The sequence below is a fragment of the Psychromarinibacter halotolerans genome (assembly GCF_029168315.1).
GTDB classification, from domain to species: Bacteria; Pseudomonadota; Alphaproteobacteria; order Rhodobacterales; family Rhodobacteraceae; genus Psychromarinibacter; species Psychromarinibacter halotolerans.
Genome location: NZ_JARGYD010000001.1, coordinates 366,928 through 390,093, shown reverse-complemented (window position 1 = coordinate 390,093; position 23,166 = coordinate 366,928). Strand labels below are relative to the sequence as shown.

The following is a 23,166-nucleotide window of genomic DNA, read 5'->3' as shown; positions in this document are numbered from 1 at the left end:
ACGATCTTCGAAAAAGACCGTGCTTCACGGATTTTTCTAGGAAAATCCCGCCCCCGGCGCAATGGCCGGAAGGTCAGGCATCGCGCTCCCACGGCGCGGGATCGGGGAACCAGCGGTCCAACTGCGCCCGGACCATCGCCACCACGCGCGGGTTCGGGCGGTCCCCGAAGCTGTCGTTCAGCGTGATCGACAACGGCTTGCGTGCGTTGATCCGCTTCAGCTGCCACCAAGTCCACGGCGCGAAGTTCTCAATTGAAACATAGCCTTGCAGTTCGTTGCTCAAGCTCCACGGCGCCTCGGCAAAGGCGCCTGTTTCGATCCCGTGGTGCTGGTTCAGCACTTCGGGCGGGACGTTGTCACCGCCCCGGAACCGCGACGCGCGGGTCGTGGCGATCTCGGCGGCGAAGGCGTCGCACATTGCGCGACTGTTCGCCACGTCCATCACCTGCGGGCCGTGGATGATGTGCCGCCGCCCTTGGCCGCCGCCGAACCGCGCCGCAAGCGCCCGGTCGGCGGTGGCCAGCGCAAGGTTCCACGGGCTGTCTTTCGCCGGATCAAGGTCCTGCCGGATCGGCTTTGGCTGCAGATGCGCCTGCGGTCGCCCGTCGGCGGCGAACAGCGCGTCCGCCATTCCCGGCGCCATCGCCAGCATGTCATCTTCCATGTAGACGAATTGATCCGTCACATCAGGTATCAGATGCAGGTGGCTGACAATGCAAAAGGAATTGTAAGTCGGAAGGATCTTCCGATCCATCAGCCGGTCATGATGCACCACGTTGATCATCGGGTGATCCGCATCCAGCCACGCCGGCACCTGCGGGCGGCAGGTGACGAAATGGATGCGCCGCACCCACGGGCAATTGCGCGCCACCGACCGCAATGAAAAGCGCACGACCTCAAGGTTGTCGCGGGTGCGGTTCGGGTTCAAATCGCGCGGATCGTCCGCATAGCGGTTCAGCTCTTCCAGGTATCCCGGAAAGCTGTCGTCGACCCACGTATAGACAATATCCATCGGCTTCATGTCTTTCCTTTCGGCAAGCCGTGCGGGGATTGCAAGCCCGGGTGTTGCCAAACGCGTGACCGCGTGGCACCCCAATCGCGCAGTTCCCAGCAGGACATCGACGCGCGTGACCGACCCCGACCTGATCCTTGCCGCCGATTTCGGCACTTCGGGCGTCAAGATCGGGGCCGTCGGGCCGGACCTGACGGTCGTCGCGGCTGTTACGGAACGCTATCCACTGCACCTTCCCGCACAAAGCCGCGCCGAACAACGCCCCGAGGACTGGTGGGCCGCCCTGGCACGCGGCATCGCCCGGCTGGGGGCCGAGATCCCCGACCTGCCCGGCCGCACCGGCGCCGTCGTGTTCGCGGCGCAGATGTGCGGGCTGGTCTGTGCTGACGACGCGGGGCATCCGCTGCGCCCGGCGATGGTCTGGCTCGACAAGCGGTCCGCGTCGCTGATCCGGGGCAAGACCGGCGGGTTTCCGAAGGTCGCGGGCTACGGCGCGCGCTTCCTTGCCCGCTCGATCCGGCTGGCGAACGGCGCGCCCTCGCACAACGGCATGGACCCGCCCGGCAAGATGCTGTGGGTCGCCGCGAACGAGCCAGAGATCTACGCCCGCACCGCGCATCTGCTGGACGTGAAGGACTGGCTGATCCTGCGCGCCACCGGCGAGGTGACGACCACCGCCGACAGCGCCAACCTGACATGGCTGATGGACACACGGCGCGGGCGCGAAGGCTGGTCGCCGCAATTGGCCGCACACTACGGCATCCCGTTGGATCGCCTGCCGCGCATCGTCGACGGCGCCTCGGTGGTCGAGGGGCTGACGGCGCAGGCGGCGGGGCAGCTTGGCCTGCGCCCCGGCACCCCGGTGCTGGGCGGCGGCGGCGACGTCAGCGTCACCGCCATCGGGTCCGGCGCCGTCGCGGACGGGGCGCTGCACCTGTGCGTGTCGACCTCGTCTTGGGTGTCGGGCTTCTTCGACCGCCGCGTGCTGAACGCCTTCGCCAGCTACGCCACCATCACCGCGTCCATCGACCACCGCCCCCTTCTGATCGCCACGCAAGAGGTCGCGGGATCGGCGATGGCGTGGCTGGCCCGCGCCTTCGGCCAGCCCGACGACGACGCGGCGCTGGACGCCTTCTACCGCGAGATCGGCGCCCCCGCGCCGGACGATCCGTATTTCCTGCCGTGGCTGGCGGGCGAACGCGTACCGGCGGACGAGGAACGCCTGCGCGGCGCGTTCCACGGCCTGAACCTGCGCCACGGCCCGCCCGAGTTGAAACGCGCAGTGACCGAGGGCGTCGCGCTGAACACCCGCTGGGTCTGGGACCTTGTCAGCAAGGAGCGCGGCGCGCGCACCGACGGGCCGCTGCCGCTGGTGGGCGGCGCCGTGGCGAACCCGCACCTTGTGCGCGCGCTGGCCGCCGCCTTGGACCGTCCGGTGCAGGTGCGCGACACGGCCTATGCCGGGATGCGCGGCGCGGCGGCGATGGCGGCCCCCGCGATGGGATGGTCCGATACGGTCTGGGACGCCGCCGCGACGCTGGGCCACTGCACCGCGCCAGTGATCGAACCCGACCCGCAGCAGCGCGACCTGATGGCGCGCCGCTACGACGACCTCAAACACATCCGCAAGGCGCTGGTGAAACTATACAAACGGCAGGGCACGGCATGATCGACGGGCTGATGAAAGACGTGATCGACCCGATGTGGGAATCGCTGGCGCGCCCCCTCGCCCGCGCCGGGTTCACCCCGAACCAGGTGACGGCGGCGGGCCTTGTGCTGATCGTCATCGCCTCGGCGGCCTATCTCTGGCACCAGTCGCACTGGGTATACGGGCTGACGCTGGCCTGCACCTTCGTGTTCGACGCGCTGGACGGCGCGGTGGCGCGGCAGACCGGGCTGTCCAGCAAGCTGGGCGGCTATTTCGACGCGATGGTCGACCGCTATCAGGAACTGGTCGTGGCCCTCTCCATCGGCTGGGTCACCGGCCACTGGGCGCTGGTGCTGCTGGGGTTCTCGGGCGCGATGATCACCAGCTACGCCAAGGCCCGCACCGCGATCGAAACCCCGGTGTCCAACACCGCGTGGCCCGACGCTTTCGAACGGCTGGAACGGATCATCTACACCTGCGTCCTGATGGTACTGGCCGGGGTGCTGCCGTGGGACTGGGTGCTGCCGTGGGGCCTTGGTCTGTACGCCGCATTGTGCCACCTGACTGCCCTGCAACGCGCCCGCCGCGCCGCCGCGATCCTGCGCGAGGTCGACGCCGGGCGCGGCGACTGATCCGGCTTCTTCTGTCCGGAAATATCCCGGGGGAATCGCCGAAGGCGATGGGGGCAGAGCCCCCTTCCCGCGCGACCTCCGCCAAACGTGACAGCGCGACCGGCTTCCCCGTGGTGCGAAACCCGTTACACTCCGGCGAAACACAAGGACACCAGGGAGCCTCATGACCAGATCGCGCCCGGCGCTTCTCGCCGCACTCGCCCCCGCCCTCGTTCTCGCCTTGCCCCTTGCGGCACAGGCGCAGGACACCACCGTCTCGCACGGGCTGTCCCCGTTCGGAGACCTGAAGTACCCGGCGGACTTCCCCTATTTCGACTACGTCAATCCGGACGCGCCGCAGGGCGGCACCATGACCTTCCGGGGCACGCTTGCGTCGAACACCTTCGACAGCCTCAACATGTTCATCCTGAAGGGGGAATCGGCGCAGGGGCTGGAACGGCTGCACGACAGCCTGATGGTGCAGTCATGGGACGAACCGGCCTCGTACTACCCGCTGGTCGCCGAAAGCGTCGAGTACCCCGAGGACCGCAGCTGGGCCACCTTCACCATGCGCCCCGAAGCGCGCTTTTCGGACGGCGAGCCGATCGAGGCATCGGACGTCGTCTTCTCGCTCGAGATGTTCAAGACGCAGGCCGAACCCTATTACCGCATCCTGTTCGAAGACATCGAAAGCGCCGAGGCGCTGGATGCGCACACCGTGAAGTTCACCTTCGCCGACGGCGCGGCCACCCGCGATCTTCCCGCGATGGCCGCCGAGATGCCGATCCTTGCGGAACATTACTACGCCGACGTCCCGTTCGACGACTCCACGCTCGACCCGCCGGTATCGTCGGGCCGGTTCCGCGTCGACAGCGTCAGCCCGGGCCGTACGATCACCTACTGCAAGGACCCCGACTATTGGGGCGAAGGGCTTCCCGTCATCGTCGGCAAGGACAACTTCGACTGCTACACCTACGAATACTTCGCCGACCGCACCGCCCAGTTCGAGGCGTTCAAGGCGGGCGAATACCTGCTGCAAGAGGAATTCACCTCGTCGATCTGGGCGACCTCGTATGACTTCCCCGCCATCGACAACGGCTGGGTGAAGATGGAGACGATCCCCGACGGACGCTCGTCCGGCGCACAGGGGTTCTACATGAACCTGCGCCGCCCGGTGTTTCAGGACGTCCGCGTCCGCGAAGCCATCGGCATGATGTTCAACTTCGAATGGACCAACCAGACGCTGTTCTACGGCCTGTACGAACGGTCCGACAGCTTCTGGGAAAACTCGGACCTGCAGGCCGAGGGTCTGCCCGAGGGCGACGAACTGGCGGTGCTGGAACCGTTCCGCGACCAGTTGCCCGACACCGTGTTCACCGACCCGGCGGCCTCGCCCCCGGTCTATTCGGGCGAGCGGCAGCTGGAACGCAGCGCGAACCGCGCCGCGTCCGCCCTGCTGGACGAAGCCGGCTGGACCGTGGGCGCCAACGGCATCCGAACCAACGCCGAGGGCGACCCGCTGCGGGTCGAATTCATTTCCGACAGCGCATCGTTCGAACGGATCATCCTGCCGTTCATCGAGAACATGAAGCGGGTGGGCATCGACGCCGTCTATACCCGCGTCGATTCCGCGCAAGAGGTCGAGCGGCAACAGAACTTCGACTTCGACATCATGATCGCCCGGATCGTGCTGCCGCTGCGCCCCTCGGTCGAACTGCGCACCATCTTCGGGTCGCGCGGGGCGGAACAGCCCGGTACGCTGAACCTTGCCGGTGTCTCGGACTCGGTGGTCGACGCGCTGATCGAAGAGATCATCGACGCCGAGGACCTGCCCTCGATGACCGCGCGGGTGAAGGCGCTGGACCGGGTCCTGCGCGCCAAGCACATCTGGGTGCCGAACTGGTACAAGGGCACGCACTGGATGGCCTACTGGGACGTGTTCGGCAAACCCGACACCAAGCCCGAGTACCACCGGGGCACCGATTACTGGTGGTGGGACCAAGAAAAGTACGAGGCGCTGCAGGCCGCAGGCGCCCTACGGTAGTCGCAATCCGGACCGGGGCGGTCGGATATTCTCGCCCGCCCCGTCCACGCCCCGGCTATCCATTACCCGTCAGCACGTTATGCTCGGCCCGCACGAGGCAACCGGCAAAGGCGATCATGGATCCGCTCGTCATCTTCACTCCTTCCGGCAAACGCGGCCGCGTGCCTGCGGGCACCCCAGTCCTGACCGCCGCGCGCCAGCTTGGGGTCGATCTGGATTCGGTCTGTGGCGGGCGCGGCATTTGCTCGAAATGTCAGGTGAACCCGTCCTACGGCGAATTCTCCAAACATGGCGTCACGGTGAAACCCGACGCTCTGTCGGACTGGAACGCGGTGGAAGAACGCTATGACCGGGTGCGCGGCCTGAAGGAAGGCCGCCGCCTTGGCTGTCAGGCGCAGATCCTGTCCGACGTGGTGATCGACGTGCCGCCGGAAAGTCAGGTGCACAAGCAGGTGGTCCGCAAGGCCGCCGCGGTGCGCGACATCACGATGGACCCGGCGACCCGGCTGTACCTTGTCGAGGTGACCGAGCCGGACATGCACGAACCCTCGGGCGACCTTGAGCGGCTGAAACGCGCGCTGGCCGACCAGTGGCAGATCGGGACCGAGGGGCTGACCGTCCCGCTGCCCGTCCTGTCCAAGCTGCAACCCGCGCTGCGCAAGGGCGGCTGGCAGGTCACCGTCGCGCTGCACCGGGGCCATGCCGACGCGGGCGAGCGCATTCTCGACCTGTGGCCCGGCTTCTGGGACGGGCGGCTGTACGGTCTGGCCATCGACCTTGGCTCCACCACCATCGCGGCGCATCTGTGCGACCTGCGCAATGGCGAGGTGATCGCCAGCGCGGGCGTGATGAACCCGCAGATCCGCTTTGGCGAGGACCTGATGAGCCGGGTGTCCTACGCGATGATGAACGCGGACGGCGCGGCCGAGATGACACGGGCCGTGCGCGACGCGATCAATCGTCTGGTGACCGAGATCGCCGCCGAAGGCAGCATCGAGCCCTCGCAGATCATGGAATGCGTTCTGGTGTGCAACCCGGTGATGCACCACCTGCTGGTGGGACTCGACCCGGTGGAACTGGGACAGGCGCCCTTCGCGCTGGCCACCTCGGACTCGCTGTCGCTGGACGCCGCCGAACTGGACCTGAGCGGCCTGAACCCCGCCGCCCGCGTGTACCTGCTGCCCTGCATCGCGGGCCATGTCGGCGCCGATGCCGCCGCTGTCGCGCTGGCCGAGGAACCGTGGGCCTCCGAGGACCTCGTGCTGATCGTCGACGTCGGCACCAACGCCGAGATCCAGCTGGGCGACAAGCGCCGGGTGCTGGCCTGTTCCTCGCCCACCGGCCCCGCCTTCGAGGGCGCGCAGATCAGTTCCGGCCAGCGCGCCGCCCCCGGCGCCATCGAGCGGGTCGAGATCGACCCGGTCACCAAAGAGCCGCGCTTTCGCATCATCGGCTGCGATCTGTGGTCCGACGAAGACGGCTTTGCCGCGCAGACCGCCGCCAGCGGGATCACCGGCATCTGTGGCTCGGGCATCATCGAGGCGGTGGCCGAAATGCGCATGGCGGGCGTGCTGGACGCGCGCGGGCTGATCGGGTCGGCGGCGCAAACCGGCACCGACCGCTGCATCGCCGAGGGCCGGACGCACGCCTATGTGCTGCACGATGGTCGCACCGACGGTGGCCCGCTGATCAGCGTCACGCAAAGCGACATCCGCGCGATCCAGCTGGCCAAGTCGGCGCTGTACGCAGGGGCACGGCTGCTGATGGACGAGTTGGACACCGACACGGTGGACCGCGTGGTGCTGGCGGGCGCGTTCGGGGCCCATATCTCGCCCAAGCATGCGATGGTCTTGGGGATGATCCCCGACTGCGCGCTGGACCGCGTGACCTCGGCCGGGAACGCGGCCGGAACCGGGGCGCGGATCGCCCTGTGCAACCGCGCCGCGCGGGCCGAGATCGAACGGCGCGTGCACCGGATCCACAAGGTCGAGACCGCGATCGAGCCGCGGTTTCAGGAACATTTCGTCGCCGCCAACGCGATCCCGCACGCGACCGACCCGTTTCCGCATCTCTCCGGTGTCGCGCCCCTGCCCGATGTCAGCTTCAACACCGGCGGCGGCGAAGACGGCGGGCGGCGGCGCAGGCGACGCGGCTAGACCTCGGCGGCGATGGCCCCGGCCAGTTGCCGCAGATCGCCGAAGTAGCCTTCCGACCGGGCTGGCTGCGACGGATCCGAGGTGATCGCGATCACCATCCGCCGTGACGGGATCACCGCCAGCATCTGCCCGCCGTAGCCCCGGGCATAGGCGGTGTCGGCCCCGTCCATCCGGGTCAGGAACCAGCCATAGCCGTATTGGTCGCCCGAGAACGGCGAGCGGGTGCGCGGCTCCCAGCTGGTGTCCAGCCAGCCCCCGGACACCACGGTCTTGTCCTGCCATTGGCCGTCATCGACCGCCATCTGCCCGATCCGCGCCAGCCCGCGCGGCGACAGCGCCATGTCGTTGCCGCCAAGATACCGCCCCTGCGGGTCCTGCACCCAAGGCGCGAAATCGATCCCCATCGGCGCGCCCAGCCAGTCGCGCGCCAGCGACAGCAGGTTCTGCCCCGTCACCTGCGACAGCAGCGCACCAAGCACGTGCCAGCCGCCGGTCGAATAGATGAACCGCCCGCCGGGCGTGCCGACGAGGTCCTGCTCCAGCGCGGTATCGACCCAGTTGCCGCTGGCGACCCATGCGCCGTAGTTGCCGCCGGACACGCTTTCCAGCCCGGTCCGCATGGTCAGCAGGTGGTCGATGGTCAGGTCGTCGCGGGCGTCCCCGGTCTCGGGGCGGCCCAGCAGCGGCAGAACCCGCGCGTCGGTGCCCTCGATCACGCCACGGTCGATGGCGATGCCGGTCAACAGCGCCATCAGCGTTTTTGACACCGACTTGACGTTGGCGATCCCGTCCAGACCGCGCCCGCCCCAGCTTTGGGCGAAGATTTCCTCGTCGTCGCGGCGCACGACGATCGAATGCAGCCGGTCGGCATGGTCCGCCGCCAAGTCGCGAAACCCCTGCGCGCGCGCGACCGACGGCGCGGCGAGCGCGGCGCCGGTGGCGGCCAGAAAATGACGTCGGTTCAGGGCGATACGGGGGGCGTGGGTTCTGTTCATGGGGGTGATATTCGGTCGCCGTCCCGGTTTGGCAAGGCAGCGGCGATCACGGTGACGTGGGCCGCCGCGCCGGTGCCTGTCGCGCCGGCTGTGGCCCATTGACGGACCAGCCGGCAGCGGCTATCTCCCCTGCACCCGGGCGGGTGTAGCTCAATGGTAGAGCAGGAGCTTCCCAAGCTTAAGACGAGGGTTCGATTCCCTTCACCCGCTCCAGGATTTCCTGATATTTCGGTCGGTTTGGGTCGTCGGTGCGCATGAATGCACACCATACGGGGGCCTCGTGGTGGCGTTTGTCTCGTCCGGTCGGGGTGCCGGTGCGCATGAATGCGCTCCGTACGGAGGCTTCATGGTGGCGCTTGTCTTGTCCGATCGGGGTGCCGGTGCGCATGAATGCGCACCCTACGGGGGCTTCATCGTGGCGTTTGTCTCGTCCGGTCGGGGTGTCGGTGCGCATGAATGCGCACCCTACGGGGGCTTCTTCGTGGCGTTTGTCTTGTCCGATCGGGGTCCCGGTGCGCATGAATGCGCATCCTACGTGACGACATCCGAGCGAACCTTAGGGTACGCATTTATGTGCACCGGCGTGACGACGTCCGACCAACCCGTAGGGTGCGCATTCATGCGCACCGACGTGACGACATCCAACCAAACCGTAGGGTGCGCATTCATGCGCACCGACGTGACGACATCCAACCAAACCGTAGGGTGCGCATTCATGCGCACCAACGTAGCGACACCCCACCAAACCGCAGGGTGCGCATTCATGCGCACCGACGTAACGACGCCCAACCATACCGTAGGGTGCGCATTCATGCGCACCAACGTAACGACACTCCACCAAACCGTAGGGTGCGCATTCATGCGCACCGACACACCGAACCGCCCTACCCCGGCTCTTTCGGCGTGAAATCCAGGCTGATCCGCACGCCCTGATCCAGACGCGTCACGTCCAGCATTCCGTCCAGTTCAAGGCTGATGACCTCGCCAAGCATCGTGCCCAGCCCGTCCTGTGTATCGGCTTCGTCCGGCAGGCCGACGCCGTCGTCCTCGCACGAGAACCTGATCTGACCGTCCGGCAGCTGTTCCGCGTGATAGCGGATGTGGCCGACCCGCTCGCCGGGGAACGCGTGCTTGAAGGCGTTCGCCGCCGTCTCGTTGAACAGCACCCCCACCATCGCCGCGTCGGCCGATGCGATCTGGATCGCCGGAGCCTCGCCCGACACGGCGATGCCTTCGGGCGCGATCTCGGCCAGGTGGCGGGCAAGGTTCTCTAGATAAGCGTCCAGCGCGACCGTGTGGTCGGTGCCGGTGCGGTACAGCTGTTCGTGCACCACCGCGACCGATCCGATCCGGCGCCCGACCCGTTCCAGCGCCTGCTTCGCATCGTCGCTTTTCGAACGCCGCGCCTCGAACCGCGCCACCGCCGCCAGCGACTGAAGCGAGTTCTTTACCCGGTGGTCGATCTCGCGGCGGAGCGTGTCGGCCGTCCGCAGCGACAGCCGCAGGTCAAGCTGCGCCATCACCTGCTTCGCCATCACCTCAAGGGTTTCGCGTTGCACGTCGGTCAGCTTGCGGGGCCGATAGTCCAGCACGCACAGCGACCCCAGCGGCAAGCCGTCGGGCGTGATCAGCGGCGCCCCGGCGTAGAACCGGAACGCGCGGTCGCCCATGCACAGCGGGTTGTCCGCACTGCGCGGATCTGTCTGCGTGTCCTCGATCTCAAGAACGTTGTCGCCAAGGATCGCGTGGGAACAGATCGACTGTTCGATCGGGGTTTCGGTGGCGTCCAGACCCATGCGCGCCTTGAACCACTGGCGGTGCTCTTCGACCAGCGAGACCAGCGCAACCGGCATGTCGCAGATGCGCGAAACAAGCCCGACGACCTCTGAAAAGGCGTCCTCGGGCGGCGTATCGAGAATGTCATAGGCCGACAGCGCCGCAAGTCGCGCGCCCTGTCTTGGATGTAGATCGGCCTTCACTGTCGTCGTTCCCCCGGTGCGCAAGCGGACTGGATCATCCAAACATTTCAATGCGCTTGCAAGGCACATTCGCGCAATTCACGGGTTCGCGACCGGCCCGGCGGAAGCCCGCAAATGACATTGAACGATATCAGCGGCTTGCCGCCGGACCCTTGGCAAAAGATGTGTCGGGAATGAAACTTTTCCGACAGCCGACCCGTGCCTCCAACCGAGACGCAAAGCTGGGACCGTGTTCTGGTCCCGCGCCATGCGTCGTTCCCGACGGCCCGGCGGACCTGTCCGCCACCGCTCGGGATGGGCTCGGCCCGGTTCAGTTGGCGTATCGGTGTATGTAATTCACGAGTTGCCGGGTCGAGCCATCCTTGCCATCGGCGCTTTCCTCGCCCGCCACGATGGGACCCAGCGCGGTGGCCAGTTCCTTGCCCAGTTCGACGCCCCACTGGTCGAACGAGTTGATGCCAAGGATCACGCCTTCCACGAAGACGCGATGCTCGTACAGCGCGATGATCTGGCCCAGCATCTTCGGCGTCAGCAGCGGATAGACCAGCGTGGTCGACGGGCGGTTGCCCTCGAACACCCGGTGCCGCGCCTGACGTTCCAGCTCGGCGCCCTCGAACTTGCCCGCGACCTTGCCGGTTGCCTCGTCCAGCGACCGGCCGCGCATCAGCGCCTCGGATTGGGCAAGGCAGTTGGCCATCAGCAGTTGGTGCTGGTGGACGAGCTTCGGCTCGTGCCCCTTCGCCGCCACCATGAATTCGCAGGGGATCACCCGCGTGCCCTGATGGATCAGCTGGTAAAAGGCGTGCTGGCCGTTGGTGCCCGGCTCGCCCCAGACCACGGGGCCAGAATTGTAGTCCAGCCGCGCGCCGTCCATCGACACCGACTTGCCGTTCGATTCCATTTCCAGCTGTTGCAGGTACGCGGGCAGCCGCGACAGGCGCTGGTCATACGGCAGCACCGCGCGGGTCGCGTGGTCACACACCTGATTGTGCCAGATCCCGACCAGCGCCAGCATCAGCGGGATGTTGTCCGCGCCCTCGGCGGTGCGGAAGTGATCGTCCATCGCGGCGCCGCCGGCGAGGAACGCGCGGAAGTCGTCCGGCCCGACCGCGATCATCAGCGACAGGCCGATCGGCCCCCACATGGAATAGCGGCCACCAACCCAGTCCTCGAACCCGAACACGCGGCTTTCGTCGATGCCGAAGTCGGCGGTCTTCTCAAGGTTCGACGACAGCGCCGCGAAATGGCCGCCTGCGGCATCCTCGCCCACCGCCGCCGCGATCCAGTCGCGGGCGGTCTTGGCGTTGGTCATCGTCTCGATGGTGGTGAAGGTCTTGGACGCGACGATCACCAGCGTCGTCTCGGGATCAAGCGCCGCCGTGACGTCGTGGATATGCGCGCCGTCGACGTTCGACACGAAATGGCAGCGCGGCCCGTCGCCGTAGGGCGCCAGCGCCAGAACCGCCATCGCGGGGCCAAGGTCGGACCCGCCGATGCCGATGTTGATCACGTCGGTGAACCGCTTGCCCGCAGGCGTCGTGAAGCCGCCGCCACGCAGGTCAGAGGCAAAGGCTTCCATCCGCGACAGGGTTTCGCGCACGCCGGGCATCACGTCCTCGCCGTCGACCGTCACCGAGCCGTCGGGATTGCGCAGCGCGGTGTGCAGCACCGCCCGGCCCTCGGTCTCGTTGATCTTGGCGCCGGTGAACATCGCCTCGCGCCGCTCGGCCACGCCGCGCTGGTCGGCCAGCGCCAGCAGAAGGTCGCGGGTGTGCAGGTCGATGTTGGTCTTCGAGTAATCGAACAACATGCCAAGCGCGGTGGCCGAAAAGGTTTCGGCCCGGTCGGCATCGTCGAACAGGGACAGGATCTGACGGTCCTTCACGGTCGCCAGATGGGATTTCAGGTCTTCGAACATCGTTGGTACTCCGCCCAGTTTTACTCTGCCCAATGGACCGTGGCTTCGGGAAGGATGGAAATCACCGGGGCGGCCATCGGGTCGCGCTCTTTCCGGGCGCGTTCCAGCGCCTCCCGCTTCTTGGCGCCGGTGATGACGATATGGGTCGACATCGCATCCTTTAGGACGCGGGCCGACAGGGTGACGCGGGCTTCGGGCTGATCCGGGGTCCGGACCGGCAGAAGCACGGGCGCGTCGGAAGCCAGCGCCTCGGCCAGACCGTCGCCATGCGGGAACAGCGACGCGGTGTGCATGTCGTCGCCCATGCCTAGCAGCAGGACCGTGATCGGCAGCGCCCCGGCGACGCTGTCGCGCAGGGCGTCCAGCTTGTCCTCGGGCTCGGGCGCGTCCGCGTACAGCGGCACGTAGGTGGCCGAGGACGCGCGGCTGACCAGCAGGCGTTCGCGGATCAGCTTGGTGTTGGACCGGGGGCTGTCGCCGGGCACCCAGCGTTCATCGGTCAGCATCACCTTCACCCGGCCCCAGTCCAGCCGCGCCGCGCAAAGATCGTCGAAGATCGGACCGGGCGTCGTGCCGCCGGGCACGGCAAGCGTCGCCGTGTCCTCGTGCATCAGGTGGCTGTTCAATTCTCCGGCCAGCTTGTTCGCGAGATCGATCATCATCATCTCGCGGTCGGCGTATTCGACGAAGTTCATGCCTTCACGTCCCGCCAGCGGCGTCCCTCGCGGTACAGCAGCATCAGCGCCTCTTCCGGTCCGGTCGATCCGGGCGCGTAAGACTTGGGCCGCTCGCCCGACTCTTCCCACGACGCGATGATCGGGTCGGCCCACGCCCACGCGGCCTCGACCTCGTCGCCGCGCATGAACAGCGTCTGGTTGCCCCGGATCACGTCCATGATCAGGCGTTCGTAGGCATCCGCCACGTCACCCGCGTCCGGCCCCAGCGCGTCGGCGAAGGACATGTCCAGCGGCACCTCGATCAGGCGCATCCCGCCCGGCCCCGGTTCCTTGATGGTCACGCGAAGGTTCATCCCCTCGTTCGGCTGAAGCCGGATCACCAGCACGTTGCCGCGCCGTTCGTTCGCCTTCTCGCCGAAGATCGAGTGCGGCGGGTGCTTGAACACCACCGCGATCTCCGACGCCCGCGCCTTCAGGCGCTTGCCGGTGCGCACGTAGATCGGCGTGCCCTTCCAGCGCCAGTTCGAGATGTGCAGCTTCATCGCGATGAAGCTTTCGGTGATCGAGCCCGGATCCTCGACATCGTCGAAGTAGCTGGCGACCTTGTCGTCACCTTCGTACTGGCCGCGCACAAGGTCTTCGGGCTGGACCGGATCCAGCGCGCGGATCACCTTCAGCTTCTCGTCGCGCACCGCATCGGGTTCGAAATGGTGCGGCGGCTCCATCGCGATCAGGCACAGAAGCTGCATCAGGTGGTTCTGCACCATGTCCCGCATCGCGCCGGACTTGTCGTAATAGCTGCCGCGCCCGCCGACACCCACGGTCTCGGCCACGGTGATCTGAATGTGATCGACGTACAAAGCGTTCCACAGCGGCTCGAACAGGACGTTGCCGAAGCGGACGGCCATCAGGTTCTGCACCGTCTCTTTGCCCAGATAGTGGTCGATACGGTAGATCTGTTCTTCGGCGAAGTACTTGCGCAGCGTCGCGTTCAGATCCTGCGCGCTTTTCAGGTCGTGGCCGAACGGCTTCTCGACGACGATCCGGGTGTCCTGACCGGCCATCTTGTATTTGTGCAGGCGCTCGGCCAGATCGCCGAACAGGCTGGGGCCGACCGAGAAGTAGAAGGCGTTGACGACCTCGTCGCGGACCTTCTTGGCCAGTTCCTTCCAGCCCTTGTCGCCGGTGGCGTCCACCGCGACGAAGCTGATGATCTCAAGGAAGGCATCCACCTTCTCGGCGTCCTCCTTGCCTTCGATGGCGAATTCCTGGATCGCGCCGCGCACTTCCTCGCGGTACTCGTCGTCGGACATTTCGTGGCGCGAGCAGCCGACGATGCGGGCGTCCTCGGGCATCTGACCGGCCCAGAAGCGGCGGTACAGGCCAGGAAGGATCTTGCGGCGGGCCAGATCGCCGGTGCCGCCGAAGATGACAAGATCGAAGGGATCCACAGGGATGACGCGGGAGACCATGAGCGACCTTTCCGGGATTTGGTTAGCGCTAACGGCGCTGGATTTATCACAAGTTCCCGCCAAGTCTAGCGCCAGGATGCGGCATCACAACCGCGACATGCACCAAATGCGCGGGTTTTCGACGGTTTGATGGGGGACTAGGCTGTCGCGAGACGCGAACGCGCGGAAATGGAATGGGCAACGAATGAAAGACCACGCGACCGATACCGGACAACATGTGAAATTCTCGGACCCCTTCGTGACCGCGAAGGGAGAGACGCGCGCCTCGGTGCCGCTGTCCGATCCGCAGACGCTGTGGTTCAACACCGGCACGCTGTGCAACATCGAGTGCGCCAACTGCTATATCGAAAGCTCGCCCGAGAACGACCGGCTGGTCTATATCAGGGCGGACGAGGTGTCAGAGTATCTCGACCAGCTGGAAGACCGCGACTGGCAGGCGCGCGAGATCGGGTTCACCGGCGGCGAGCCGTTCATGAACCCCGAGATGATCGAAATGGCCCGCCGGTCGCTGGCGCGCGGCTACGAGGTTTTGATCCTGACCAACGCAATGCGTCCGATGATGCGCCCCCGGGTGCAGGACGGGCTGCGCGCGCTGGTGGCGGAGTACGGCGACCGGCTGACGCTGCGAATCTCGGTCGACCACTGGTCTGCGGACAAGCACGACGAGGAACGCGGCACCGGCAGTTTCGACCGGACCGTCGAGGGGATGGAATGGCTGCGCGACATCGGCGCGCGGATGACCGTCGCGGGCCGCACCCTGTGGGACGAGACCGAGACCGCCGCGCGCGACGGCTATGCCGCGCTGTACGCCCGGCACGGGTTCAACATCGCCGCCACCGATCCGGGCCAGACCGTGCTGTTTCCCGAGATGGACGAACAGGTCGAGGTGCCCGAGATCACCACCGCCTGCTGGGGCATCCTGCACAAGTCGCCCGAACAGGTGATGTGCGCCTCCAGCCGGATGGTGGTAAAGCGCAAGGGCGCCGCGCGCCCGGCGGTGGTGGCCTGCACCCTGCTGCCGTACGACGCCCAGTTCGAGCTTGGCAAGACGCTGGCAGAGGCCGAGGGCGCGGTCCAGCTGAACCACCCGCACTGCGCCAAGTTCTGCGTGCTTGGCGGGGCGAGTTGTTCCGCCTGACACGGCATCGCCCGTTGCGGCGGCAGGAGCCTCCGGCGGGGATATTTACAGTCAGAAGAAGCCTGCGGGGACTATAGGCCCAGCGTGCGGAAAACCCGTGGCAGCGTGTCGGGCAGATCCTCGGCGATCAGGCCCGGCCCGAAGGCGCGCGCGCAAGCGGCATGCAGCCAAGCGGCGTCTTCGGCGGCCTGAAGCGGCGCGCTGCCCCGCGCCAGAAGCCCGGCGATGAAGCCCGCCAGCACGTCCCCTGCCCCCGCCGTCGCCAGCCACGGCGCGGCCTGCGCGCCCTCGGCGCGGTGGGTCGCCGTCGTTCCGTCGGGATCGGCGATGACGGTCACCGCGCCCTTCAGCAGCACGGTGCAGCCAGCCCTTGCGGCGGCGGCGCGGGTGGCCTCTGCCCGGTGCTCGACACGGTCCGCGATGTCGGGAAACAGCCGCGCGAATTCGCCCGCGTGGGGTGTCAGGACGCAGCGGTCGTGCAGGGTTCCGAAAAGGTCCGCATCCCGCGACAGAAGCGTCAGCGCGTCGGCGTCCAACACCGTGGCCCGACCGGCCGCCAACGCCGCCGCGACAAGGTCCGCGTGATCGTCCGACAGGCCAAACCCGGGGCCGATGCAGACGGCGTTCAGCCGCGTGTCCTGCAACAGCTCTGTCAGCGCCGCCGCGTCGGCCACGCGCCGCAGCATGATGGCATCAAGCCGGGTCGCGTTCTCTTGCTGCGCCGCGGGCGGAACGCCAAGCGTCACCAGACCGGCCCCGATCCGCAGCGCGCCCCGCGCCGCCATCCGCGCGGCGCCGCCCCGGCCCGGCCCGCCGCACAGGATCAGCGCGTGGCCGTGGCCGTATTTGTGGTCTTCGGGCTGCTTGGCCAGCCGTTCGGCCAAGCCGGGTAGTGTGTCGGGATCGGGCATCGGGACTCCGGCGATTGGATCGGTCAGGCGGCGGGACCTAGCCCTATGTCCGCGACAACCAATTCGCCGCAGACCGCCGGCCCCTCGTTCTGCATGTGGCCGGTCTTGGGGGCATGAAAGGTGACAGTCAGGTCCGCCGCCGTGGCGACGCCGGGATGGGGCGGCGGGCCGCACAGCAGCGTGCCGGTCTCGGCATCCAGCCCCGAGGGCACGTCGACCGCGACGATGTTCCAGTCGTTGGCGAAGTTGTTGATCGCAAGGCCCAGCACGGCGGTGGACAGGTCGACCGCGATCGGGCGCGTCAGGCCGATCCCGAACAGCGCGTCGATCAGCAGCGCGCCGGGTTCGAAACCGGCGAGGAACGGCTCGTAGGTGTCTTGCGGCGGGAAGGGCACGACCGGCCCAAGCTTGGCCCACCGGTCGTGATTTTCGCGCGCGTCCGGCGGCAGCTTCGCCGCATCGCCGTAGAATCCGACCACCACGGACCAGCCCTTTTCCAGCAGCAGCCGCGCCACTACGAATCCATCGCCGCCGTTGTTTCCCGGCCCGCATAGAACCACCGCCCGTCGGGGCGCATCGGCCTTCGTCGGCCACTTCGCAAGGATCGCGTCGACCACCCCGGCACCCGCGCGCTCCATCAGATCGCGTCCCGTCGTCAACCCCGAGGAGATCGCATCTGCCTCAAGTTCACGCATTTGCATCGGTGTGATCGTTTCGACCATCTTTTGACGCCTCCTTGCTTTCTTTTTCCGACGCCAATATGACCATATTGACTAAATTTTAATCACGACCCTTAATTTCGTTGCGTGCCGGGCGAAGCTGTCACGCTCGCGAATTGTGAGGGTCCCACAGAAATGATCTTGAACCACAGACCGCAGGGTATCTAGGGAGTCGCACCACATGAAGAAGATCGAGGCGATCATCAAGCCATTCAAGCTTGATGAGGTAAAGGAGGCCCTGCAGGAAATCGGAGTGCAAGGTCTTTCCGTGATCGAGGTCAAAGGGTTCGGTCGCCAGAAAGGGCATACCGAGCTCTACCGTGGTGCGGAATATGTCGTCGACTTTCTGCCGAAGGTGAAGATCGAGGTCGTTCTGGCCTCTGACCAGGTGGATGCCGCGATCGAAGCGATCATCGGCGCCGCCAAGACCGACAAGATCGGTGATGGCAAGATCTTCGTCTCTTCGATCGAACAGGCGATCCGGATCCGGACCGGCGAATCCGGGGAAGACGCGCTTTAAGACGCGTCCCAACACATCTCAGACAACCGAATACCGTTCCACGACAAGGGAAAAACAATGAGCAACGCTGACGTTATCAAGACGATCAAGGATGAAGAGGTCGAATACGTCGACATCCGCTTCACCGATCCGCGCGGCAAGCTGCAACACGTGACCGTCATGGCCGACCAGGTCGACGAAGACTTCCTGGAAGAAGGCTTCATGTTCGACGGTTCGTCCATCGCCGGCTGGAAGTCGATCGACCAGTCCGACATGAAACTGATGCCCGACGCGGCCTCGACCTACATGGATCCGTTCTACGCCGAGAAGACGATGGCGATCCATTGCTCGGTCGTCGAGCCGGACACGATGGAAGCCTACGACCGCGATCCGCGCGGCACCGCCGAAAAGGCCGAGGCCTACCTGAAGTCCTCGGGCATCGGCGACGCGGCCTTCATGGGCCCGGAAGCTGAATTCTTCCTGTTCGACAACGTCAAATACTCGATGACGATGAACAAGGTGTCCTACGAAGTCGACGCGCTCGACGCCGCTTGGAACACCGACACCGACTACGAGATGGGCAACATGGGCCACCGTCCCGGCGTCAAGGGCGGCTACTTCCCGGTTCCGCCGATCGACGACGCGCAGGACATCCGCGGCGAAATGCTGTCGACCATGAAGCGCATGGGCATGAAGGTCGACAAGCACCACCACGAAGTGGCGTCGTGCCAGCACGAGCTTGGCCTGATCTTCGACAGCCTGACCAAGCAGGCCGACGAACTGCAGAAGTACAAGTACGTCATCCACCAGGTCGCCGCCGCCTACGGCAAATCGGCAACCTTCATGCCGAAGCCGATCGCCGGCGACAACGGCACCGGGATGCACGTCAACATGTCGATCTGGAAAGACGGCAAGCCGCTGTTCGCCGGTGACAAGTACGCCGACCTCAGCGACGAGGCCCTGTGGTACATCGGCGGCATCCTGAAGCACGCCAAGGCCCTGAACGCCTTCACCAACCCGTCGACCAACTCGTACAAGCGCCTGATCCCGGGCTTCGAAGCCCCCGTTCTGCGCGCCTACTCGGCCCGCAACCGTTCGGGCTGCGTCCGGATCCCGTGGGCGGAATCGCCGAAGGCCAAGCGTGTGGAAGCCCGCTTCCCCGACCCGTCGTCGAACCCCTACCTGTGCTTCTCGGCCCTGCTGATGGCTGGCCTCGACGGCATCAAGAACAAGATCGATCCCGGCGCGGCGATGGACAAAGACCTGTACGACCTGCCGCCGGAAGAGCTGGCCGGTATCCCGACCGTCTGCGCCTCGCTTCGCGAAGCAATGGACGAGCTGGAGAAGGACTGCGACTTCCTGCTGGCCGGTGACGTGTTCACCCAGAGCCAGATCGAGGGCTACATGGACCTCAAGTGGGAAGAGATCTACGCCTTCGAACACACGCCGCACCCGGTCGAGTTCAAGATGTACTACTCCTGCTAATCCAGCAGAGTACCGACATTTCGAAAGGGGCGCCCGCCGGGCGCCCCTTTTTCGTGCCGTATGTCCCCGGTCTGGCCCGATCTGGCCCGATCTGGCGCGATCTGATCCCGGTGCGGCCGTCTTTTCCGCCACAGGGCCGCCGCAACGGAAACCACCGTTACCCCCCGCGCCCCGGTTTGCTATAGCTCGAACGACTCAAATTTCGTGCCGGAGAGCTTCATGAGCACCATCATCGACATCCACGCCCGCGAGATCCTGGACAGCCGGGGCAACCCGACCGTCGAGGTCGACGTGATCCTCGAAGACGGCACGATGGGCCGCGCGGCCGTCCCTTCGGGCGCGTCGACCGGCGCCCACGAGGCCGTGGAACGGCGCGACGGCGACAAGTCGCGCTACATGGGCAAGGGTGTGCTGGAAGCCGTGGCGGCGGTGAACGGCGAGATCGCCGAGAACCTCGTGGGCTTCGATGCGACCGAGCAGGAAGCCATCGACGCCGCGATGATCGAACTTGACGGCACCTCGAACAAGGGCCGCCTTGGCGCCAACGCCATCCTCGGCGTGTCGCTGGCCACCGCGAAGGCCGCCGCCGACGCCTGCGCCCAGCCGCTGTTCCGCTACGTGGGCGGCACCTCGGCCCGCGTGCTGCCGGTTCCGATGATGAACATCATCAACGGCGGCGAGCACGCCGACAACCCGATCGACATCCAGGAATTCATGATCATGCCCGTCGCGGCGGAGAACATCCGCGAAGCCGTGCGCATGGGGTCCGAGGTGTTCCACACGCTGAAAAAGGAACTGTCCGCTGCCGGCATGTCCACCGGCCTTGGCGATGAGGGCGGCTTTGCCCCGGAACTGGGTTCGACCCGCGACGCGCTGGACTTCATCCTGAAGTCGATCGAGAAAGCCGGCTACACCCCCGGCGAGGACATCTTCCTCGCGCTCGATGCCGCCTCGACCGAGTATTACGACGGCGAGAAGTACAACATGAAGGGCGAAGGCAAGATCCTGTCGTCCGACGAGACGGTCGCCTACCTTCAGGGTCTGGTCACCGACTACCCGATCATCTCGATCGAGGACGGCATGGCCGAGGATGACTGGGACGGCTGGAAGGCGCTGACCGACGCGATCGGCGACAAGGTGCAGCTGGTGGGCGACGACCTGTTCGTGACCAACCCGGTGCGGCTGTCCGACGGCATCAAGCGCGGCTGCGCGAACTCGATGCTGGTCAAGGTGAACCAGATCGGGTCGCTGTCGGAAACGCTGAAGGCGGTCGATATGGCGCACCGCGCGGGCTACACCAACGTGATGTCGCACCGTTCGGGCGAGACCGAGGATGCGACCATCGCCGACCTCGCCGTGGCGACGAACTGCGGTCAGATCAAAACGGGGTCGCTGGCGCGGTCGGACCGGCTGGCGAAGTACAACCAACTGATTCGTATCGAGGAAATGCTGGGCGAGACGGCGATCTATGCCGGTCGCTCGATTCTCAAGAAATAAGTCGGGCTTGATACGAAAAATCGGACCGCCTGCGGCGATCCGATCAACGCGGGGGGACGCGGTCCCCCCGCACCCCCCCGGGATATTTGAAGACCAAAGACGGCGTCAGTCGTCGCCCAGCAGGTTCTCGATCTCTTCCGCGTCTTCGATCTGCTCGCGGCTCATGCGGGTGACGATGTAAAAGCCGCTGTCCTCGGGCGTCTGCACAAGGCGCAGGTCGTCGGTCGGCAGCAGGACCGTGGTTTCGCCGATGCCAAGGAAGCCGCCCACGTCGACCGTCACGCCGACGACCTTGGCTTCGCTGTCCAGCACCACGTCCTCGACTTCGCCGATCTCGTTCCAGCCCGTCGCGATGGGGCCGAACGGGTCGCCGCTGTCCCAGATCGTCTGGTCGTAGGTTTCGCCCAGCGAATAGATCACCGCGTCATCCAGCGCGTCGGCGGCGATCAGCGGGGCGTTGTGCATCATGCCTGCCGGTTCGCTCGCGGGCTCGGGCGCAGGCGCGGTGTCAGAGGCCGTTTCGCCTTGGCTGCTGTCCTCGACCACCGGCATCGGTGCCTCGGGGTCGGCGGTTTCCTGTGCCAGCGCCGGCGTTACGGCCAGACAGGCTGCGGCGAAAAAGGTCGTGCTGCGATACATGGTATCCTCGCGAAATTGTCAGTCATGGAAAGAACGCCCGCAAGGGCCGGGATGTTCCGCCGCTTGTGGCGATTGCGCCATCCCGCTACCCCTTGGACAATAGGCAGCGGAGGCACGCGATGCAGATGACGGCGGACGAGATCATCGAACGGCTGGGGCTGGAGCCGCACCCCGAGGGCGGCTGGTTCCGGCAGACGTGGATCGCGGACGCGACGGCGGGCGAACGCCCGGCGGGCACCTGCATCCACTTCCTGCTCAAGCAGGGCGAACGCAGTCACTGGCACCGAGTGGACGCCACCGAGATCTGGCACTTCTACGCCGGCACGCCCCTGACGCTGCGCCTTGCCGCCGATGATGCGGGGCCGGCGGTGGCGCACCGGCTTGGTCCGAACCTTGCCGCCGGAGAGGCGCCGCAGGTGATCGTCCCCGAACACCACTGGCAGGCCGCCCATGCGCCGGATGGCTGGGCGCTGGTGGGCTGCACCGTATCGCCCGCGTTCCGGTTCGAAGGGTTCGAGCTTGCACCCGAGGGCTTCGACATACCCGGCCCGCGTTAACATTTCCGCAAGGCACGCCGGTATCTACTGGTCCGGACGGACGTGGGGCGGACGTGGGTGCCAGCAAATGCCGATCAACGATCCCGCAGTGGGGCTCGCGGAAAAGCTGGGCCTTACGGCGGCGGAGCTTCGCAAACGCAAGCTGCTGCTTGGCCTTCACGCCGAGGAGGAGGCAGAGCTTGCCCAGCTTCGGCCCACGGTCGAACTGGCGATCGACGACATCATCGAGGAATTCTATCGCCGCCAACTGGCGGAACCGGCCATCCGCGCGCTGATCGGGGACCGCGACACGCTGCTGCGGTTGAAGACGGCGATGCGGGCCTACGTGCTGGACCTGTTCTGCGGCGACTATGACGTCGCCTATGCCGAACGTCGGCTGCGTGTGGGGCGTGTGCACGGGCGGATCGGCATCCCGGTGAAGTACTATATTTCATCGGTGTTCCAGTTGTTTCAGGTGCTGGGCCTGTACCTGAAGCGCCGGACGGGGTCCGACTATCCGCCCCCTGCCCTGCGCCGCCTGCTGCTTCTGGACATGGAACTGACCTTCGACACCTACGTGCACGGCCTCCACGGCCAGATCGCGGCGCTGCAAGAGGAACTCGTGGCCTCGTCGCGCCATTTGGAAGAGGTCGTGCGCGAACGGACCGCGTGGCTGGAAGCGACAAGCCGGATCGACGCGCTGACCGGCCTGTACAACCGCCGCGCCTTTTCCGAGGCGCTGGACCGCGAATGCGCCGCCGCCGCGCGGCGGGATGGCGCGCTGTGCCTGATGTTCGCGGATCTGAACCGGTTCAAGGCGCTGAACGACACCGAAGGACATGCCGCGGGCGACCGCATCCTGAAGCAGGTGGCGCAGATGCTGCAACGGCTGTCCCGCACCTCGGACATGGTGTTCCGCTATGGCGGTGACGAGTTCTGCCTGCTGCTGCCAGACACGTCCGAGGCCGGGGCGGCCGCGTTCCGGGACCGGGTGCTGGCCGAGGTGCCGCGCTGTACCGGCGGGCGCGTGGGGCTAAGCGTGGGCTGGGCGATCAGCGCGCCCGGCGCCCCGGTCCCGCCGGACGAGCTGCTGCGGCTGGCAGATGTGGCGATGTACGCGGCGAAGGACGAAGCGGCGCAGCAAGGAGATGGGCTTGGGCGGACCGGCCTTGAGGGCCCCATCAGGTCGCAAGACGCCTGACGTCCGTCCGCCCGTGCCAATTGCGCAAG

General features: G+C 66.4%; 19 protein-coding genes and 1 tRNA gene. 11 read left to right on the top strand and 9 right to left on the bottom strand.

Going from position 1 to position 23,166, the window contains the following annotated elements; genetic code table 11:
• Positions 1 to 73: 73 nt before the first annotated feature.
• Positions 74 to 1,012: a hypothetical protein gene (locus P1K30_RS01780; RefSeq protein ID WP_275630951.1), complete on the bottom strand. Its 939-nt coding sequence runs from the start codon at positions 1,010 to 1,012 to the stop codon at positions 74 to 76.
• Between the two features lie 115 nt (positions 1,013 to 1,127).
• On the opposite strand from P1K30_RS01780, the gene P1K30_RS01775 reads away from it, so the two are divergent.
• From P1K30_RS01775 to P1K30_RS01760, 4 genes are all read left to right on the top strand, one after another.
• On the top strand, positions 1,128 to 2,681 hold the full coding sequence (locus P1K30_RS01775) for a xylulokinase (protein WP_275630950.1): 1,554 nt from the start codon (positions 1,128 to 1,130) through the stop codon (positions 2,679 to 2,681).
• A gap of 11 nt (positions 2,682 to 2,692) precedes the next feature.
• Complete coding sequence (locus tag P1K30_RS01770; protein WP_275630949.1) at positions 2,693 to 3,292, top strand: CDP-alcohol phosphatidyltransferase family protein; 600 nt, start codon at positions 2,693 to 2,695, stop codon at positions 3,290 to 3,292.
• Positions 3,293 to 3,455: 163 nt separating this feature from the next.
• Entirely contained in the window at positions 3,456 to 5,315 is a 1,860-nt protein-coding gene (locus tag P1K30_RS01765; RefSeq protein ID WP_275630948.1) for an extracellular solute-binding protein, read from the top strand.
• A 113-nt stretch (positions 5,316 to 5,428) separates the two neighbouring features.
• Entirely contained in the window at positions 5,429 to 7,471 is a 2,043-nt protein-coding gene (locus tag P1K30_RS01760; RefSeq protein WP_275631553.1) for an ASKHA domain-containing protein, read from the top strand.
• On the opposite strand, the gene P1K30_RS01755 is transcribed toward P1K30_RS01760, so the two are convergent.
• Positions 7,468 to 8,466, bottom strand: coding sequence for a serine hydrolase domain-containing protein (locus P1K30_RS01755; protein WP_275630947.1), 999 nt, complete (start codon positions 8,464 to 8,466; stop codon positions 7,468 to 7,470). The two genes, P1K30_RS01760 and P1K30_RS01755, sit on opposite strands and share 4 nt — an antisense overlap.
• 139 nt (positions 8,467 to 8,605) lie before the next feature.
• Here P1K30_RS01755 and P1K30_RS01750 point away from each other — a divergent pair.
• A tRNA-Gly gene (locus P1K30_RS01750) sits at positions 8,606 to 8,679 on the top strand.
• A 671-nt stretch (positions 8,680 to 9,350) separates the two neighbouring features.
• Here the strand turns inward: P1K30_RS01750 and P1K30_RS01745 are convergent.
• The 4 genes from P1K30_RS01745 to zwf form a co-directional block, all read right to left on the bottom strand.
• Positions 9,351 to 10,445, bottom strand: coding sequence for a histidine kinase dimerization/phosphoacceptor domain -containing protein (locus tag P1K30_RS01745; protein WP_275630946.1), 1,095 nt, complete (start codon positions 10,443 to 10,445; stop codon positions 9,351 to 9,353).
• A 310-nt stretch (positions 10,446 to 10,755) separates the two neighbouring features.
• Positions 10,756 to 12,363, bottom strand: a complete 1,608-nt coding sequence (gene pgi / locus P1K30_RS01740; protein ID WP_275630945.1) for a glucose-6-phosphate isomerase — start codon at positions 12,361 to 12,363, stop codon at positions 10,756 to 10,758.
• 20 nt (positions 12,364 to 12,383) lie between these two features.
• Positions 12,384 to 13,058 carry a 6-phosphogluconolactonase gene (gene pgl, locus P1K30_RS01735; protein WP_275630944.1) on the bottom strand — a complete coding sequence of 225 codons (675 nt, stop codon included), beginning with the start codon at positions 13,056 to 13,058 and terminating at the stop codon, positions 12,384 to 12,386.
• Complete coding sequence (zwf, locus tag P1K30_RS01730) at positions 13,055 to 14,512, bottom strand: glucose-6-phosphate dehydrogenase (RefSeq protein ID WP_275630943.1); 1,458 nt, start codon at positions 14,510 to 14,512, stop codon at positions 13,055 to 13,057. The genes pgl and zwf overlap by 4 nt, the downstream gene beginning before the upstream one ends.
• Before the next feature lie 184 nt (positions 14,513 to 14,696).
• Between zwf and P1K30_RS01725 the strand changes: the two genes are divergently transcribed.
• Positions 14,697 to 15,650: a radical SAM protein gene (locus P1K30_RS01725; protein WP_275630942.1), complete on the top strand. Its 954-nt coding sequence runs from the start codon at positions 14,697 to 14,699 to the stop codon at positions 15,648 to 15,650.
• Positions 15,651 to 15,721: 71 nt separating this feature from the next.
• Here the strand turns inward: P1K30_RS01725 and P1K30_RS23925 are convergent, their stop codons facing one another.
• Complete coding sequence (locus tag P1K30_RS23925; RefSeq protein ID WP_338052341.1) at positions 15,722 to 16,561, bottom strand: NAD(P)H-hydrate dehydratase; 840 nt, start codon at positions 16,559 to 16,561, stop codon at positions 15,722 to 15,724.
• A 23-nt stretch (positions 16,562 to 16,584) separates the two neighbouring features.
• A complete protein-coding gene (locus tag P1K30_RS23920) occupies positions 16,585 to 17,283 on the bottom strand; it encodes an NAD(P)H-hydrate epimerase (RefSeq protein ID WP_338052340.1) in 699 nt (232 codons plus the stop codon).
• Positions 17,284 to 17,461: 178 nt separating this feature from the next.
• Between P1K30_RS23920 and P1K30_RS01715 the strand changes: the two genes are divergently transcribed.
• From P1K30_RS01715 to eno, 3 genes are all read left to right on the top strand, one after another.
• Positions 17,462 to 17,800, top strand: coding sequence for a P-II family nitrogen regulator (locus P1K30_RS01715; RefSeq protein WP_275630941.1), 339 nt, complete (start codon positions 17,462 to 17,464; stop codon positions 17,798 to 17,800).
• 57 nt (positions 17,801 to 17,857) lie between these two features.
• The gene (gene glnA / locus P1K30_RS01710; protein ID WP_275630940.1) at positions 17,858 to 19,264 is read left to right on the top strand and encodes a type I glutamate--ammonia ligase; all 1,407 of its coding nucleotides are present in this window, start codon (positions 17,858 to 17,860) and stop codon (positions 19,262 to 19,264) included.
• A gap of 219 nt (positions 19,265 to 19,483) precedes the next feature.
• Positions 19,484 to 20,761 (top strand): phosphopyruvate hydratase, encoded by a 1,278-nt coding sequence (gene eno, locus P1K30_RS01705; protein ID WP_275630939.1) that lies wholly within the window; start codon positions 19,484 to 19,486, stop codon positions 20,759 to 20,761.
• A 105-nt stretch (positions 20,762 to 20,866) separates the two neighbouring features.
• On the opposite strand, the gene P1K30_RS01700 is transcribed toward eno, so the two are convergent.
• Positions 20,867 to 21,400 (bottom strand): PRC-barrel domain-containing protein, encoded by a 534-nt coding sequence (locus P1K30_RS01700; RefSeq protein WP_275630938.1) that lies wholly within the window; start codon positions 21,398 to 21,400, stop codon positions 20,867 to 20,869.
• Positions 21,401 to 21,525: 125 nt separating this feature from the next.
• On the opposite strand from P1K30_RS01700, the gene P1K30_RS01695 reads away from it, so the two are divergent.
• Together P1K30_RS01695 and P1K30_RS01690 are read left to right on the top strand one after the other, a co-directional pair.
• Positions 21,526 to 21,957: a cupin domain-containing protein gene (locus tag P1K30_RS01695; protein WP_275631552.1), complete on the top strand. Its 432-nt coding sequence runs from the start codon at positions 21,526 to 21,528 to the stop codon at positions 21,955 to 21,957.
• 67 nt (positions 21,958 to 22,024) lie between these two features.
• Complete coding sequence (locus P1K30_RS01690) at positions 22,025 to 23,137, top strand: GGDEF domain-containing protein (protein WP_275630937.1); 1,113 nt, start codon at positions 22,025 to 22,027, stop codon at positions 23,135 to 23,137.
• Positions 23,138 to 23,166: the final 29 nt, after the last annotated feature.

Excerpts from the sequence above, each read along its gene's own strand:
- P1K30_RS01780 (WP_275630951.1), bottom strand. The coding sequence starts at position 1,012 with ATGGATATTGTCTATACGTGGGTCGACGACAGCTTTCCGGGATACCTG.
- P1K30_RS01770 (WP_275630949.1), top strand. The coding sequence starts at position 2,693 with ATGAAAGACGTGATCGACCCGATGTGGGAATCGCTGGCGCGCCCCCTC.
- P1K30_RS01765 (WP_275630948.1), top strand. The coding sequence starts at position 3,456 with ATGACCAGATCGCGCCCGGCGCTTCTCGCCGCACTCGCCCCCGCCCTC.
- P1K30_RS01755 (WP_275630947.1), bottom strand. The coding sequence starts at position 8,466 with ATGAACAGAACCCACGCCCCCCGTATCGCCCTGAACCGACGTCATTTT.
- pgi (WP_275630945.1), bottom strand. The coding sequence starts at position 12,363 with ATGTTCGAAGACCTGAAATCCCATCTGGCGACCGTGAAGGACCGTCAG.
- pgl (WP_275630944.1), bottom strand. The coding sequence starts at position 13,058 with ATGAACTTCGTCGAATACGCCGACCGCGAGATGATGATGATCGATCTC.
- zwf (WP_275630943.1), bottom strand. The coding sequence starts at position 14,512 with ATGGTCTCCCGCGTCATCCCTGTGGATCCCTTCGATCTTGTCATCTTC.
- P1K30_RS01725 (WP_275630942.1), top strand. The coding sequence starts at position 14,697 with ATGAAAGACCACGCGACCGATACCGGACAACATGTGAAATTCTCGGAC.
- P1K30_RS23925 (WP_338052341.1), bottom strand. The coding sequence starts at position 16,561 with ATGCCCGATCCCGACACACTACCCGGCTTGGCCGAACGGCTGGCCAAG.
- P1K30_RS23920 (WP_338052340.1), bottom strand. The coding sequence starts at position 17,283 with ATGGTCGAAACGATCACACCGATGCAAATGCGTGAACTTGAGGCAGAT.
- P1K30_RS01715 (WP_275630941.1), top strand. The coding sequence starts at position 17,462 with ATGAAGAAGATCGAGGCGATCATCAAGCCATTCAAGCTTGATGAGGTA.
- glnA (WP_275630940.1), top strand. The coding sequence starts at position 17,858 with ATGAGCAACGCTGACGTTATCAAGACGATCAAGGATGAAGAGGTCGAA.
- eno (WP_275630939.1), top strand. The coding sequence starts at position 19,484 with ATGAGCACCATCATCGACATCCACGCCCGCGAGATCCTGGACAGCCGG.
- P1K30_RS01700 (WP_275630938.1), bottom strand. The coding sequence starts at position 21,400 with ATGTATCGCAGCACGACCTTTTTCGCCGCAGCCTGTCTGGCCGTAACG.
- P1K30_RS01695 (WP_275631552.1), top strand. The coding sequence starts at position 21,526 with ATGACGGCGGACGAGATCATCGAACGGCTGGGGCTGGAGCCGCACCCC.
- P1K30_RS01690 (WP_275630937.1), top strand. The coding sequence starts at position 22,025 with ATGCCGATCAACGATCCCGCAGTGGGGCTCGCGGAAAAGCTGGGCCTT.